Genomic DNA, 13,315 nt, shown 5'->3' on the forward strand with positions numbered 1-13,315 from the left:
TGGTCGATTGCTTGTCTTACCGGGAGCCTCACCTGGCCTCGCAACCCACCCCTGGACGCGCCGTCAGCTGCGCGAACTCAGTTGAAAAACGCTCAATGCCGTCCACATGCGCAACCGCCGCAACGGACCGATCTTCACCGGCCTTGGACCGCCGATCGCCGACCACCGATCGCCGTCGCCGGTCATCGAATCCTGATCCACGTCCCGGTGTCCGCTACCCGACACCCACGTCGTGCGGCCTGGCAAAGCAGGGCCGGACCCGATATGCACTGGCAGCGAGCCTTTATTGATAAGCCGGCAGGGTCAGCGCTCACGACCAGCCGAACAGATCTACAGCGCATCGCCACCTGCGAACGGACACACTCCGTCCGAGAGCTTCGGTGGTGTCCGGGTCTGAGACCGTGCTTGCGGTCAACCTCGACACCCACCGGAGTGTAGCCACACCCACAACGGATGTACTCCTGCTCGACATCGAGAGCCTCGGTGGTGTCCGGGTCTGAGACCGTGCTTGCGGTCAACCTCGACACCCACCGGGGTGTAGCCACACCCACAACGGATGTACTCCTGCTCGACCATGAGAGCTTCGGTGGTGTCCGGGTCTGAGGCGGCGCGAATCCGCAGCTCGCGGCTTCGGCCCTCGCGGCTGTTTCGGCTGGCCGGCAGTCGGCGAGACGTCGGGCCCGGAGATCTTCAGCTCCAGGCGAAGGCGAGCGCCCCGCCGATCAGGGTGAGCAGCAGGCCGATGATGAAGCCGCCCATGTTGGACGTGATCCAGGAGGCGAGCGCGCAGACGACGCAGATCAGCGAGTAGAACAGGTGCTGGGCCGGGTTGAACCAGAGCAACAGACCGCAGAGGAGGATCACGACCGGGATCAGGTAACCGATGAAGCCCTGCATGCCGACGTGCAGGACGACGCCGAGCGGCGCCCACACGGTCAGCAGGATCTCCAGCCCGCCGAGCAGGACGAGCAGGCCGGCCCAGAACGGGCGGGTGCGGCGCCATTCCCGCCAGGCCCGCCAGGCGCGGGCGCCTGGCGAGACCCGGGTGTCACCGGGACCGGACATGGTCAGCAGCCGTCCGAGGTGAAGGCCATCCGCAGGTTGGGCAGGTGGAACGTGGCGGCCGTGGTGGCGTAGTTGTTCTGGCGCAGGTTGGTGAGGGTGACCTCCTCGGCCTGCTGGCCGAAGACCCCGATCGCGCCCTTCTTGCCGGGAACCCGGTCGAGGGTGCCGGCGTCCTGGCCGATGTCGATGGTCTTGAAGGTGGCGTTCGCGGTGATCACGTCGGAGTCGACGACGAGGGTGTCGGCGGTGACCTTGTCGGCCGGGCTGCCGGCGGTGATCTTGAGGTTGATGCCGCCGAGGGCGATGCTCTGGCACAGGCCGTCGAGTTCGGCGTCGCGGATGGCGGAGACGATGACGAGGACCTGGCCGCCGGTGTCGCCCTCGTTCGGGCTGCCCGGCGCCATGTGGTCCATCTCGGCGTACTGGGCGAAGCCGTAACCGTGCAGTTTGGGCGAGGTGACGGTGAACGGCATCCCGGAGATGGAGAAGGACGCGGCGAGCACCCCTTTGCCGGTGAGCAGGACCAGGCCGGCGGTGGCCGCGAGGCCGCCGAGCAGCATCGCGGTGAACCGGCGCCAGCGGGTCCGGCCGAAGGTGGAGGACATGGACTCTCCCTGTGCAGATCCGATGCCGGCACTGCGGATGCCGGACATTGGCGTCACTCGATGGATTTCGGCGAAGTTACGCCGCGGTAATGAGACCCGTCAAGCCCGTGGACATCGCATTCGGTCAGTGAAAAACCTCGTCGGTATCTGATGTTGCGCAGGGTGCCACCACCCGTTCCCCCACCGGCGCGGCGAGCTCGGCGGCGGCCCCGTCGCGGCCCAGGAACGGGGCCATCATGAAGTAGTTCAGCATCGGCAGCAGCTCCGGCAGCCGCTCGACCCGCCCGTCGGCGACGTGACCGTAGATGGTCGCGTAGACGCCGCCGACCACCGTGCCGGCCAGGCCGTCCGGCGCCGGCGGGGCGTCGTCGAAGAAGCGGGCGAACCGGCCCAGCAGCTCGGTCCGCTCGTGCCGTGCCAGCGGGCCGGCCGCGTCGATCTCGACGATCGCCATGGTGGCGAACGCCGGCACGCTCGCCAGCACGTCCAGCAGCACCTTGAGCGCGGCCCGGGCCCCGGTGCGCCAGTCGGCGGCCGCCGCGTACGCCTCGTCCATGAGCCGCAGCAGGACCCCGGTGCCGTGCCGGTAGGTGTCCAGGAAGGCGTCCTCCTTGCCGGCGAACAGCGCGTAGAACGCCGGCCGGGTCACCCCCGCCGCGGTGCAGATGTCGCTCACCCGGGCGCTGGCGTACCCCTTCTCGGCGACGGTGTGCACGAGGGCGTCGTACAGCCGCTCGCGTTGCCGGGCGGCCACCGCCTCGGGCGTCATCGATCGCGGGCCGCGTTTGATGGCCCGGGCCGGGTCGCGCCCGGCCCGGGCGCCGGGCAACGGGCTGATCACCGATTCAGTCATTGACATCCCCCAATGTCTTGACATGAGATACCGCGCAGGTTTCTCATACCGAAAGGTACGGACCTCGATGGTGTCGTTCAATCCCCGGAACGCTGCGGAAACGGCCGGGCCACCACGTCCTTCGGCAGAAGAAGGGTGGCGCCCATGCCCGCGTCACGGCTCACCTCCGTCCTCGCCTCGATCGCCGCCACGGTTCTGATTCTCACCCCGTCCCCGGTACGCGCCGCCGCCCCGGGCGGCGCGTACACCGGCCTCGGCGAGTGCCCGCTCACCGCGGCCGCCATGAAGGATCCGGCGAACCTCCAGGTCGGCTGCGTCCACTCGGTCACCAACGGCGGCAGCATCACCATCGGTTCCACCACGGTGGCGTTCGAGGACCCGATCACCGTCCAGTTCGGCATCTACTGGCCGGCGAGCGCCCCGGTCCGGGAGTTCCCGGACGGCAGCGTCGCCAACGTCTACTCGACCGTCCCGGCGGCCGGGAACAAGACCCTGATCGCCAAGCCGCTCGAGGTCACCCTGCCCGGCATCGCCAACCTGATCCCCGGCGTGACGAGCGTCTTCGCCCAGGTGGAGCCGGCCGGGCCGATCACCGGATTCGTTCCGCTGGCCACCGGCTCGAACACCCCGGTCTTCGACCTTCCCGTCAAGCTGCGGCTGCGCAACGCGCTCTTCGGCCCGAAGTGCTACATCGGCTCCGGCGCGAGCCCGATCCGGTTCCGGCCGACCACCGGCACCACCAGCCCGCCCCCGCCCAACAAGCCGGCCACCGGCGACCCGGGCACCCTGCACATCGTCCCCGACCCCAACGGCTTCCAGACCCTCGGCGCCGGCTTCACCGGCGCGACCCTGGTCGACAACGCGTACGCCGTACCGAAGGCCAACGGCTGCGGCCTCATCCCGGGCAGCCTCGACGCCGTCATCAACCTGGCTTTCGGGCTGCCGTCGGCGGCCGGGCGGAACGCCGTGGTGTTCGGCGCCAACGACACGGCGCTGGCCCTCTCCCCCAGCTTGGACGACCTGACCCAGGCACTAGCCGCGTCCGAATAGAGAAAGGTGCACCCCCATGCACAGCAAGCGCGTCACGGCCGCCGCGATCACCGGCGCCGTCATCCCCCTGCTGCTCACCGCCGCTCCGGCGCTGGCCGACGACGACACCGTCCTGACCAGCGGCAGCCCGGCCGGCGCCGCGGTCGCCGTCGGCGGCACCATCTCGGCGGCACTCGCCACCGGCACCCAGGCGGTCTTCGCCACCGCCCCGGCCGGCGCGAACGGCATGAAGTGCGCGGCCTCCAGCTTCAGCGCCGTGGTCGGCGACAACCCGGCCGCGCCCGGGGCGGCCGCGCTCGGCTCCACCATCGGGCTCGCCGCCTGCACCGTGTCCGGCGTACCCGGGGTGACCGGCGTCAACAGCGTGGAGATCAAGAACCAGCCCTACGCCACCACGGTCGCCAGCGACGGCGTCGTGACGGTGACCGGCACCGACGCCGCGCCGATCTCCGCCACCCTGGTCCTGCGATCCCTGCTCGGCTCGGTGACCTGCGTCTTCGTGGCCAGCAACAACACCATCACCGGTACGGCCGACAACACCGACAACTCGATCAGCTTCACCGATCAGCGGTTCGACAGGTCCAGTGGACCGGCCGCCTGTGTTCCGAACGGCTACTTCACCGCGAAGTACTCCCCGGTCGCCGACGCGGCGGGCGCTCCCGTCTACGTCAACTGACCGCCGGCATCCGGCCCGGCGCCCGCTGGACGGTCGCGATCGCCTCGGCGATCCGGTCGTCCAGCGCGGCGCCCGTCTCCGGCGCGACGGCGAGCCCGCCGAGCAGTTCCCGGGCGAACCGGGCGGCGATCTCCTCGACCGGCTGGGCGCCGTCCGGCCTGTACCAGGTCCACGCGTAGTTGCACATGCCGAAGACGTGGAACGCCGTCATCCGCGGGTCGGTGGTGTGCAGCACCCCGCGCCGCGCGCCGTCGGCCAGGATGTCCACCACGATCTGGGTGTAGTCGACGCGCTGCTTGCGCACGAAGTCGCCGGGCCCACCCTCGAGGTAGCGGATCAGCTCGCGCAGGCAGGCCAGGCTGGCCGCCCGGTCGTCGCGGTGCGCCGCCAGCAGCGCGTAGATCATCGCGACGAGACGGCCCACCGGGTCGTCCAGCTCGGCGAGAATGAACCGCGCCTCCGCGAACCGCCGGCCGAAGTAGGCCTCGTGCAGCGCGCCGAGCAGCGCCTCCTTGCTGCGGAAGTGGTGCACGATGGTGCCCTTGCTCAGGCCCAGCTCGGCGGCGATGTCACCGAGGCTGGTGTCGGCGTAGCCCCGCCGCGCGACGTGTTCGGCGAACACCCGCAGGATGGCGTCGCGGGAGCTGGCACGTGTCACCCGCCCACTATACGAAGATCCTTCCGCGCTCCGCCAGACGCTTGTTGACCGTACGTGCGGTCAGTTAAGGTCCGAACGAGCAACCGAGTCGGGAGGTGCCGCCTTGACCGGATACGGCGTCACAGCGCTGTCCGGGATGCCCGAGCGGGTCACGATCTGCGAGGTCGGGCCCCGCGACGGGCTGCAGAACGAAGCCCTGCCACTGCCCGTCGAGATCAAGGCCGAGTTCATCGAACGGCTCGTCGACGCGGGGCACACCCTGGTGGAGACGACCAGCTTCGTACACCCGAAATGGGTTCCCCAGCTGGCCGACGCGGAGCAACTGCTGGAGCGGCTGACGTTCGCCGACGGGGTCCGCTATCCGGTACTGGTGCCGAACGAGCGCGGCCTCGACCGGGCGCTCGCCCTCGGGGTCCGCGACATCGCCGTGTTCGCCAGCGCCACCGAGACGTTCGCCCGGCGCAACCTGAACCGGAGCGTCGGCGAATCGCTGGCCATGTTCGCGCCCGTCGTCGACCGGGCCCGCCGCGAGGAACTCGGCGTCCGCGCGTACCTCTCGATGTGTTTCGGTGATCCCTGGGAGGGTGAGGTGCCCGCCGAGCGGGTGGTCGGCGTGGCGAAACGCCTGATGGCGATGGGGTGCACCGAGCTCAGCCTGGGCGACACCATCGGCGTGGCCACCCCCGGCCGGGTGGTGGCGCTGCTGGACGCGCTGACCGCCGCCGGCATCGGGGTGGAGCGGATCGCCGTGCACTTCCACGACACCTACGGGCAGGCGCTGGCCAACACGCTCGCCGCCCTCCAGCGTGGGGTGACGACCGTGGACGCCTCGGCCGGCGGCCTGGGCGGCTGCCCGTACGCCAAGAGCGCCACCGGCAACCTCGCCACCGAGGACCTGCTCTGGCAGCTCGCCGGCCTCGGCATCGAGACCGGCGTCGACCTGGGCAGACTGGTCGAGACCAGCGTCTGGATGGCGCAACGTCTGGGCCGCCCGAGCCCGTCGAGAACAGTGACGGCACTCGCGGGAAGGGCTGAGAAATGACGGCACATCCGGTCCTGGCCACGCGCGCCGACCCGGGCGGCGACCAGTTCGCCCGCAACACCGAAGCCCATCGCGCGCTGGTCGCCGATCTGAAGGCGAAACTGGCGACCGCCCGGCTCGGCGGCCCGGAGAAGTCCCGCGCCCGGCACGTCGAACGCGGCAAACTGCTCCCCCGCGACCGCGTCGACACCCTGCTCGACCCGTCGTCGCCGTTCCTGGAGCTGTCCCCGCTCGCCGCCCACGGGCTGTATGACGACCAGGCCCCCGCCGCCGGCATCGTCACCGGCATCGGCCGCGTCGCCGGGCGCGAGTGCGTGATCGTCGCCAACGACGCCACCGTCAAGGGCGGCACCTACTACCCGATGACCGTGAAGAAGCATCTGCGCGCCCAGGAGGTGGCGCTGCACAACCGGCTGCCGTGCGTCTACCTGGTCGACTCCGGCGGCGCGTTCCTGCCCAGACAGGACGAGGTGTTCCCGGACCGCGACCACTTCGGGCGGATCTTCTACAACCAGGCGCAACTGTCGGCTCGCCGGATCCCGCAGATCGCGGCCGTGCTCGGCTCGTGCACGGCCGGCGGGGCGTATGTTCCGGCCATGTCCGACGAGGCGGTCATCGTCCGCGATCAGGGCACCATCTTCCTGGGCGGGCCGCCGCTGGTGAAGGCGGCCACCGGCGAGGTGGTCACGGCCGAGCAGCTGGGCGGCGGGGACCTGCACGCGCGTACCTCCGGGGTGGTCGACCACCTGGCCGAGGACGACGCCGACGCGCTGCGCATCATCCGGTCGATCGTCTCCACGTTCGGGCCGCGGGCGCCCGCGCCGTGGCAGCGGACTCCGGTCGAGGAGCCGGCCGTCGACCCGGCCGGCCTGTACGGCGTGGTCCCCACCGACCCCCGGGTCCCCTACGACGTGCGGGAGGTCATCGCCCGGGTGGTGGACAGCTCCCGGTTCGGGGAGTTCAAACCGGACTACGGGACCACGCTGGTCACCGGGTTCGCGCACATCCACGGGCATCCGGTGGGGATCGTCGCCAACAACGGGGTGCTGTTCTCCGAGTCGGCGATGAAGGGCGCGCACTTCGTCGAACTGTGCGACCAGCGCGGCATCCCGCTGGTGTTCCTGCAGAACATCACCGGGTTCATGGTGGGCCGCGAGTACGAGGCGGGCGGCATCGCCAAACACGGGGCGAAGCTGGTCACCGCGGTCGCCACCACCCGGGTGCCGAAGCTGACGGTGGTGATCGGCGGCTCGTTCGGTGCCGGGAACTACGCGATGTGCGGGCGGGCCTACGCGCCCCGGTTCCTGTTCATGTGGCCCAACGCCCGGATCTCGGTGATGGGCGGCGAGCAGGCGGCCACCGTGCTCGGGACGGTCGGCGCCGGGGCCGACCCGGAGGCGATCCGCGCCCAGTACGAGACGCAGGGCCACCCCTACTACTCGACCGCGCGGCTCTGGGACGACGGGGTCATCGACCCGGCCGACACCCGTACCGTGCTCGGCCTGTCCCTGTCCGTCGCCGCCAACGCGCCCCTCGCCGAACCGGCGTTCGGCGTCTTCCGGATGTGAGCGCCATGTTCTCCACCGTCCTCGTCGCCAACCGCGGGGAGATCGCCGTCCGCGTCATCCGCACGCTGCGGCGTCTCGGGATCCGGTCGGTCGCCGTGTACTCCGACGCCGACTCCGGCGCCCCGCACGTCACGGCCGCCGACGTCGCGGTGCGCATCGGCCCGGCCGCGGCGGCCCGGTCGTACCTCTCGATCGAGGCCATCGTGGCGGCGGCCCGCAAGACGGGCGCCGAGGCCGTACACCCGGGTTATGGGTTTCTGTCGGAGAACACCGCGTTCGCCGCCGCGTGCGAGGCCGCCGGCCTGGTCTTCATCGGACCGCCGGCCGCCGCGATCGACGCCATGGGTGACAAGATCCGCGCCAAGCGGACCGTGGCGAAGGCCGGCGTGCCGGTCGTTCCCGGGTCCGAGGGCGCCGGGCTCTCCGACGCCGAACTGACCGCGGAGATCACCGGGATCGGCTACCCGGTGCTGCTCAAACCGTCGGCGGGCGGCGGCGGCAAGGGCATGCGCGAGGTGCACCGGGCCGAGGATCTGCCGGCCGCGCTGGCGAGCGCCCGGCGGGAGGCCATCGGCTCGTTCGGCGACGGCACGCTGCTGGTGGAACGGCTCGTCACCACCCCGCGCCACATCGAGATCCAGGTGCTCGCCGACCGGCACGGCAACGTCACCCACCTCGGCGAACGCGAGTGCTCGCTGCAACGCCGGCACCAGAAGATCATCGAGGAGGCGCCGTCGCCGCTGCTCGGCGAGGAGCAACGGCAGGCCATGGGCGCGGCCGCCTGCGACGCGGCCCGCGCCTGCGGGTACGTCGGCGCCGGCACCGTCGAGTTCATCGTGGCCGGCGACCGGCCCGACCAGTGGTACTTCATGGAGATGAACACCCGGCTCCAGGTCGAGCATCCGGTCACCGAGCAGGTGTACGGCACCGACCTGGTCGAGGCACAGCTGCGGATCGCGGCGGGCGAGGTGGCGCCGTGGCCGGCCTCACCGCGGCCGCGCGGCCACGCGATCGAGGCGCGGGTGTACGCGGAGGACCCGGCCGCCGGATTCCTGCCGACCGGCGGCCGGATCCTGGCGCTGCGCGAGCCCACCGGCGTGCGGGTCGACTCCGGCGTGGCCGAGGGCGGCATGGTCGGCTCCGACTACGACCCGATGCTAGCCAAGATCATTTCGTACGGGGCGGACCGCGCCGAAGCGCTGCACCGCCTCGACGCCGCGCTCGCCGGGACCGTACTGCTCGGGCTCGGCACCAACATCGGCTTCCTGCGGGCGCTGCTCGCCGACCCCGACGTACGGGCCGGAAACCTCGACACCGGGCTCGTCGGCCGCCGCCTCGACACGCTCACCGGCCAGGACCTGCCCGCCGACGTGCTCGGCTTCGCCACCGGACTGGCGCTGCTCGCCCTGGAACCCGCGGCGCCCGCGCTCGCCGACCCGTTCGACATCCCCGGCGGGTGGCGGCTCGGCGACCGGGCCTGGACCGTCCGGCGGGTCAGCGCCGCCGGGCACGAGCCGACCGGGATCCGCTACCGGGGCCGGGCCGCGGACGCCGAGATCAGCATCGACGGGGCGCCGCCGGTCCGCATCACCACCGGCTCCGACGGGCGGCACACGCAGGACGGGGTCACCCGCACGTATGCGTACGCCCGGGACGCGACCGGAGTGCTGTGGATCGGCCGGGACGGGCACACCTGGGCACTGCGCGACCACGAAGCCCTCGACGCCACCGCCGGACCGTCGGCCGGAGCGGGCGGGCCCGTCCTGTCGCCGATGCCGGGCACCGTCACCGTCGTCGCCGTCGGCGAGGGCGAGAAGGTCACGGCCGGGCAGACGGTCGCCGTCGTCGAGGCGATGAAGATGGAACACGCCCTCACCGCCCCGGTCGACGGCACCGTCACCGAACTGCGGGCCCGGGTCGGCGCGACCGTCGCCAAGGACGCGATCCTCATGGTGGTCGAGGCCGCCGGTTAGGTCACGGTCCGCGTTCGGCCGCGAACCCGTTCGGCAGCCGGCGAGGCCGAATCACCGTAGGCTGCTGACCGAGTGGTCACCTGTCGCGGACGGCAGCCCGCCAGGCGGCGGCCGTCGCCTCGTCGTAGTAGCGGGTGTATCCACAGGTGGCGGCCACCCAGGAGTCCCCGCTGACCAGCAGCCGGGTGCCGACCATGTAGGACGGCCCCGCTTCCGACACGTACACGCCCGTTCCCAGCGGTGCCATCATGGTCACCGTCGCCCGGTTGCCGCTTCCGCCGCGGAACCACTCGTGCACCGTGAAGGTGACCGCGGTATACGGAACAGGCTGCGACGTCGCCGGGCTTGCGATGCCCTCCACCGTGCCGTCGAAGGCGAAATCGCGGGTGGCGAGGTCACCGGCCGAGCGGTACGCGGAGCAGTCGGCCCCCCTTGCGTCCGGCAGCTCACCGTAACGCGCTGTGACAGTCTCCGACCGTGACTTGGGCGGGTCCCCGAAGGTCGCGGCACCCGCCAATGCGGTACCCGAAACCAGCACCACCAGCACCGCAGCACCAGCCGCAACGCTGAGATGCCGGCGGCGCCGCACCCGCCCGGCCACCTGCCCGACGGTCGCCGGGCTCAGGATGGGCGCCTCGTCGGCGTCCTGAGCGAAGACGTCCCGCAGCTGCTGTTCAAGGTGCTCACTCATCGGATCTCTCCCGTGATGGTGGCCGGGTCGCCGACGCGCAGGGCCGCCAAAGCCCGCGCGGCGGTCGCTCGGACCGTGCTCTGGCTGATCCCCATCGCCTCGGCGATGCCCGCGTCGTCCAGGTCGAGGTAGTAGCGCAGCACCAGCACGGTACGTGCCCGCGGCGCCAACCCGGCGAGTAGCTGGTGCATCCGGTCCCGGGTGGCCACAGCATCGGCGGGATCCGCGATCGTGGGGCCGCTGGTGATCTCTGGGACCGGACGCTCGCTGGACGAGCGGCGCCGGCGCCATCCCAGATGCGCGTTGAGCAGGATCCGGCATACGTACGCGTCCGGATCCCGGGCTGCCTGAACCCGATGCCAACGCCGGTAGGCGTTCGTCAACGCTGTCTGCGTCAGGTCCTCGGCCAGGTACGCGTCCGTGGTCAGCACATACGCCAACCGCAACAACGACGCGCCATGCTGCGCCACGTACTCCTCGAACGTCACGGAACCCCCTGGTCGACTCTCACCAGCAAAGATGCGCCCAGCCGGCCAATCCGCTGCACTGTTGTGAAAATCGCGTCGCAGAACACGCCGCACCACACCCGCCGGCTGACCCGCCCCGCCGGCAGAGACCACGCTGCGGGACTGGTGGAGGGTGGCCGGAAAGCCGAAAACGGTTCGGCTGTCGGCCACCACGCCGAGGCGGGGCGCGGGCGGCGAAACCGCGCAACAAGCAGGGGGAGCCGGAGCCGTCCCTCTCCTCCGCTTGCATCAGCACAAAAGCTCAGCAATGATTGAGTCAATGAACGCTGAAACTTCGTCGCTGACGGCGCGGGCCCGAGTGCACGCCGCCCTCGGCGAACCCGCCCGCCTCGCCATCGTCGACGCGCTCACCCTCGGCGACGCCTCCCCCGGCGAGATCGCCGCCGACCTCGGCATGCCCACCAACCTCGTCGCCCACCACGTCAAGGTCCTGCAAGAAGCCGGGCTGCTCGTGCGGACCCGGTCCGAGGGCGACCGCCGCCGCACCTACCTGCGACTCGTGCCCGGCGTGCTGTCCTCGTTGACCGCGCCGCGGCTGGACAGCGCCGAGCGGGTGGTGTTCGTCTGCACCCACAACTCCGCCCGCTCCCAACTGGCCGCGGCCCTGTGGCGTGACCGTGTCGGCGGCCCGGTCGCCTCCGCCGGCACCATCCCGGCGCAGCGGGTGCACCCCCGCGCTGTCCGGGTCGCCCACGAGCACGGCCTCGCCCTCGACCCGGCCGGCACCCACCACGTCGATGACGTCGTCGTCTCCGGTGACCTGATCATCGCGGTCTGCGACAACGCCCACGAAGACCTCACCGGCCCGGTCCGGCCCCGGCTGCACTGGTCGGTGCCCGATCCCGCCCGCGTCGACACCGACGAGGCGTTCGAGGCCGCGTACACCGACCTCGCCGACCGCATCGACCGGATCGCGCCTACCCTCAACCCCGGAGCCGACCATGGCTGACCTGCTTCACGCCGACCAGCGTGACCTCTCCGTCGATCAGGAACTCGCCCTGCGGACCGCCGCCGTCCGGCTGGCCGGGGAGTTCACCGGCCTCTACGGCCCGGAGACGATCGAGCGGTTCCTGCACACCAGCTACGACCAGTTCGCCACCGCCCACACCGTGCCGAACTACCTGCCGCTACTGGCCGAACGCTTCGCCCGCCAGCGCCTGCAGGCGCTCGCCCGGGTCGAAGGCCACCACCGGGACGGCAAACCGGTCGTGCTGTTCCTGTGCACCCACAACGCCGGCCGCTCCCAGATGGCGCTCGGCTTCTTCACCGCCCTCGCCGGCGACCAGGCGATCGCCTGGTCCGGCGGCTCCGAACCCGGCCACACCATCAACCCGGCTGCGATCACCGCGATGACCGAACGCGGCATCGACATCACCGGGGAATACCCCAAACCGTGGACCGACGAGATCGTCCGCGCCGCCGACATCGTCATCACCATGGGCTGCGGCGACGCCTGCCCCGTCTTCCCCGGCACCCGCTACGAGAACTGGGAGGTCGCCGACCCCGACGGCCTCACCCACGAACAGGTCCGCCACATCCGGGACGACCTCGAACGCCGCGTCCGCGGCCTGCTCGACCAGCTCGCCATCCCCGCGCGCTGAACCCACCATCCACCGACACGACCCGGAGTCACACCACTCTCATGCACCAGACAATCCTGTGGCGACGGCTGCTCGCCGAGTTCCTCGGCACCGCACTGCTGGTCACCGCCGTCGTCGGCTCCGGCATCATGGCGGTCGAGCTGTCGCCTGAAGACGTCGGCCTGCAACTGCTGCAGAACTCGGTCGCCACCGCGTTCGCTCTCGGCGCGCTGATCCTGACCTTCGGGCCGATCTCGGGCGCCCACTTCAACCCGGTGGTGTCGGCCGCCGACTGGTTCCTCGGCCGCCGCTCCGGCACCGGCCTGACAATCAAAGACCTCGGGGGGTACGCCGCAGCGCAGGCACTGGGAGCCATAGCCGGATCGGTCCTCGCGAACCTGATGTTCGACCTGGCCCCCGTCACCATGTCGAGCAAGGAACGGGCTGCCGGCAACCTGTGGCTCGGCGAGGTCGTCGCCGTCGTCGGCCTGCTCCTGCTCATCTTCGCCCTCGTCCGATCCGGCCGCGCCGCGGTCGCCCCGGCCGCGGTCGGCGCCTACATCGGCGCCGCCTACTGGTTCACCAGCAGCACCAGCTTCGCCAACCCGGCCGTCACCATCGGCCGCGCCTTCACCGACACCTTCGCCGGCATCGCCCCCGGCTCAGTGCCCGGCTTCGTCGCCGCGCAACTCGCCGGCCTCGTGCTCGGTGTGGGGCTCGTCGTCGCGCTGTACCCGAACGCCGGCGAACACGCCGACGACGTCGTGGTCCCCCACGATGACACCGATCCGGCCCACCGCTCATGACCATCGACCTGCCGGCGCACCTCGCAGAGACCGTCGCGACCCTGGCCGAACGCTTCCACGGCATCCACGCCGTCGACACCCGGAATCCAGAACCTGCTCCACCAGCTCATCAACTGATAGGAACCACCTTAACGCCATCCCCACGGATGAATCCGGGGGATTTCCCAGCTCAGACCGCACCCGACCCACCGACCCCGAGGGGAGGCGAGCCGCATGTCTCA

The 13,315-nt window shown here is 71.2% G+C and carries 15 protein-coding genes; 9 read left to right on the forward strand and 6 right to left on the reverse strand.

What is annotated here, in order from left to right:
- Window positions 1-690 precede the first annotated feature (690 nt).
- From AB0I88_RS39715 to AB0I88_RS39725, 3 genes are all read right to left on the reverse strand, one after another.
- Window positions 691-1,065 carry a DUF6114 domain-containing protein gene (locus AB0I88_RS39715; protein ID WP_361037194.1) on the reverse strand — a complete coding sequence of 125 codons (375 nt, stop codon included), beginning with the start codon at window positions 1,063-1,065 and terminating at the stop codon, window positions 691-693.
- Between the two features lie 2 nt (window positions 1,066-1,067).
- Window positions 1,068-1,670 carry a DUF6230 family protein gene (locus tag AB0I88_RS39720; RefSeq protein WP_361037196.1) on the reverse strand — a complete coding sequence of 201 codons (603 nt, stop codon included), beginning with the start codon at window positions 1,668-1,670 and terminating at the stop codon, window positions 1,068-1,070.
- Window positions 1,671-1,794: 124 nt separating this feature from the next.
- On the reverse strand, window positions 1,795-2,523 hold the full coding sequence (locus AB0I88_RS39725) for a TetR/AcrR family transcriptional regulator (protein WP_361037198.1): 729 nt from the start codon (window positions 2,521-2,523) through the stop codon (window positions 1,795-1,797).
- Between the two features lie 144 nt (window positions 2,524-2,667).
- On the opposite strand from AB0I88_RS39725, the gene AB0I88_RS39730 reads away from it, so the two are divergent.
- Complete coding sequence (locus AB0I88_RS39730; protein ID WP_361037200.1) at window positions 2,668-3,573, forward strand: hypothetical protein; 906 nt, start codon at window positions 2,668-2,670, stop codon at window positions 3,571-3,573.
- Window positions 3,574-3,589: 16 nt separating this feature from the next.
- The gene (locus AB0I88_RS39735; RefSeq protein ID WP_361037202.1) at window positions 3,590-4,249 is read left to right on the forward strand and encodes a Tat pathway signal sequence domain protein; all 660 of its coding nucleotides are present in this window, start codon (window positions 3,590-3,592) and stop codon (window positions 4,247-4,249) included.
- On the opposite strand, the gene AB0I88_RS39740 is transcribed toward AB0I88_RS39735, so the two are convergent.
- Window positions 4,242-4,907 carry a TetR/AcrR family transcriptional regulator gene (locus AB0I88_RS39740; RefSeq protein WP_361037204.1) on the reverse strand — a complete coding sequence of 222 codons (666 nt, stop codon included), beginning with the start codon at window positions 4,905-4,907 and terminating at the stop codon, window positions 4,242-4,244. The genes AB0I88_RS39735 and AB0I88_RS39740 overlap by 8 nt on opposite strands.
- Before the next feature lie 103 nt (window positions 4,908-5,010).
- Between AB0I88_RS39740 and AB0I88_RS39745 the strand changes: the two genes are divergently transcribed.
- The 3 genes from AB0I88_RS39745 to AB0I88_RS39755 are packed head-to-tail and all read left to right on the forward strand — an operon-like array spanning window position 5,011 to window position 9,490.
- Complete coding sequence (locus AB0I88_RS39745) at window positions 5,011-5,949, forward strand: hydroxymethylglutaryl-CoA lyase (protein WP_361037206.1); 939 nt, start codon at window positions 5,011-5,013, stop codon at window positions 5,947-5,949.
- On the forward strand, window positions 5,946-7,517 hold the full coding sequence (locus AB0I88_RS39750) for a carboxyl transferase domain-containing protein (protein WP_361037208.1): 1,572 nt from the start codon (window positions 5,946-5,948) through the stop codon (window positions 7,515-7,517). The genes AB0I88_RS39745 and AB0I88_RS39750 overlap by 4 nt, the downstream gene beginning before the upstream one ends.
- 5 nt (window positions 7,518-7,522) lie before the next feature.
- Window positions 7,523-9,490, forward strand: a complete 1,968-nt coding sequence (locus AB0I88_RS39755) for a biotin carboxylase N-terminal domain-containing protein (RefSeq protein ID WP_361037210.1) — start codon at window positions 7,523-7,525, stop codon at window positions 9,488-9,490.
- A gap of 76 nt (window positions 9,491-9,566) precedes the next feature.
- Here the strand turns inward: AB0I88_RS39755 and AB0I88_RS39760 are convergent, their stop codons facing one another.
- Window positions 9,567-10,181: a hypothetical protein gene (locus tag AB0I88_RS39760; protein ID WP_361037212.1), complete on the reverse strand. Its 615-nt coding sequence runs from the start codon at window positions 10,179-10,181 to the stop codon at window positions 9,567-9,569.
- Entirely contained in the window at window positions 10,178-10,669 is a 492-nt protein-coding gene (locus AB0I88_RS39765; protein ID WP_361037214.1) for a SigE family RNA polymerase sigma factor, read from the reverse strand. Before AB0I88_RS39765 ends, AB0I88_RS39760 begins: the two co-directional genes overlap by 4 nt.
- A gap of 298 nt (window positions 10,670-10,967) precedes the next feature.
- On the opposite strand from AB0I88_RS39765, the gene AB0I88_RS39770 reads away from it, so the two are divergent.
- From AB0I88_RS39770 to AB0I88_RS39785, 4 genes are all read left to right on the forward strand, one after another.
- Entirely contained in the window at window positions 10,968-11,657 is a 690-nt protein-coding gene (locus tag AB0I88_RS39770) for a helix-turn-helix domain-containing protein (protein ID WP_361037216.1), read from the forward strand.
- Window positions 11,650-12,309: an arsenate reductase ArsC gene (locus tag AB0I88_RS39775; protein WP_361037218.1), complete on the forward strand. Its 660-nt coding sequence runs from the start codon at window positions 11,650-11,652 to the stop codon at window positions 12,307-12,309. The genes AB0I88_RS39770 and AB0I88_RS39775 overlap by 8 nt, the downstream gene beginning before the upstream one ends.
- Before the next feature lie 41 nt (window positions 12,310-12,350).
- The gene (locus tag AB0I88_RS39780; protein ID WP_361037220.1) at window positions 12,351-13,094 is read left to right on the forward strand and encodes an aquaporin; all 744 of its coding nucleotides are present in this window, start codon (window positions 12,351-12,353) and stop codon (window positions 13,092-13,094) included.
- Window positions 13,091-13,315 (forward strand): hypothetical protein (locus tag AB0I88_RS39785; protein ID WP_361037222.1); only part of this gene is annotated, 225 nt, incomplete at its 3' end. The genes AB0I88_RS39780 and AB0I88_RS39785, both read left to right, overlap by 4 nt.

The sequence above is a fragment of the Actinoplanes sp. NPDC049802 genome (genome assembly GCF_040656595.1).
GTDB lineage: Bacteria > Actinomycetota > Actinomycetes > Mycobacteriales > Micromonosporaceae > Actinoplanes.

Bases quoted from the DNA above. Each gene is read 5' to 3' on its own strand.
- AB0I88_RS39715 (WP_361037194.1), bottom strand. From the start codon at position 1,065: ATGTCCGGTCCCGGTGACACCCGGGTCTCGCCAGGCGCCCGCGCCTGG.
- AB0I88_RS39720 (WP_361037196.1), bottom strand. From the start codon at position 1,670: ATGTCCTCCACCTTCGGCCGGACCCGCTGGCGCCGGTTCACCGCGATG.
- AB0I88_RS39725 (WP_361037198.1), bottom strand. From the start codon at position 2,523: ATGACTGAATCGGTGATCAGCCCGTTGCCCGGCGCCCGGGCCGGGCGC.
- AB0I88_RS39730 (WP_361037200.1), top strand. From the start codon at position 2,668: ATGCCCGCGTCACGGCTCACCTCCGTCCTCGCCTCGATCGCCGCCACG.
- AB0I88_RS39735 (WP_361037202.1), top strand. From the start codon at position 3,590: ATGCACAGCAAGCGCGTCACGGCCGCCGCGATCACCGGCGCCGTCATC.
- AB0I88_RS39750 (WP_361037208.1), top strand. From the start codon at position 5,946: ATGACGGCACATCCGGTCCTGGCCACGCGCGCCGACCCGGGCGGCGAC.
- AB0I88_RS39755 (WP_361037210.1), top strand. From the start codon at position 7,523: ATGTTCTCCACCGTCCTCGTCGCCAACCGCGGGGAGATCGCCGTCCGC.
- AB0I88_RS39760 (WP_361037212.1), bottom strand. From the start codon at position 10,181: ATGAGTGAGCACCTTGAACAGCAGCTGCGGGACGTCTTCGCTCAGGAC.
- AB0I88_RS39770 (WP_361037216.1), top strand. From the start codon at position 10,968: ATGAACGCTGAAACTTCGTCGCTGACGGCGCGGGCCCGAGTGCACGCC.
- AB0I88_RS39775 (WP_361037218.1), top strand. From the start codon at position 11,650: ATGGCTGACCTGCTTCACGCCGACCAGCGTGACCTCTCCGTCGATCAG.
- AB0I88_RS39780 (WP_361037220.1), top strand. From the start codon at position 12,351: ATGCACCAGACAATCCTGTGGCGACGGCTGCTCGCCGAGTTCCTCGGC.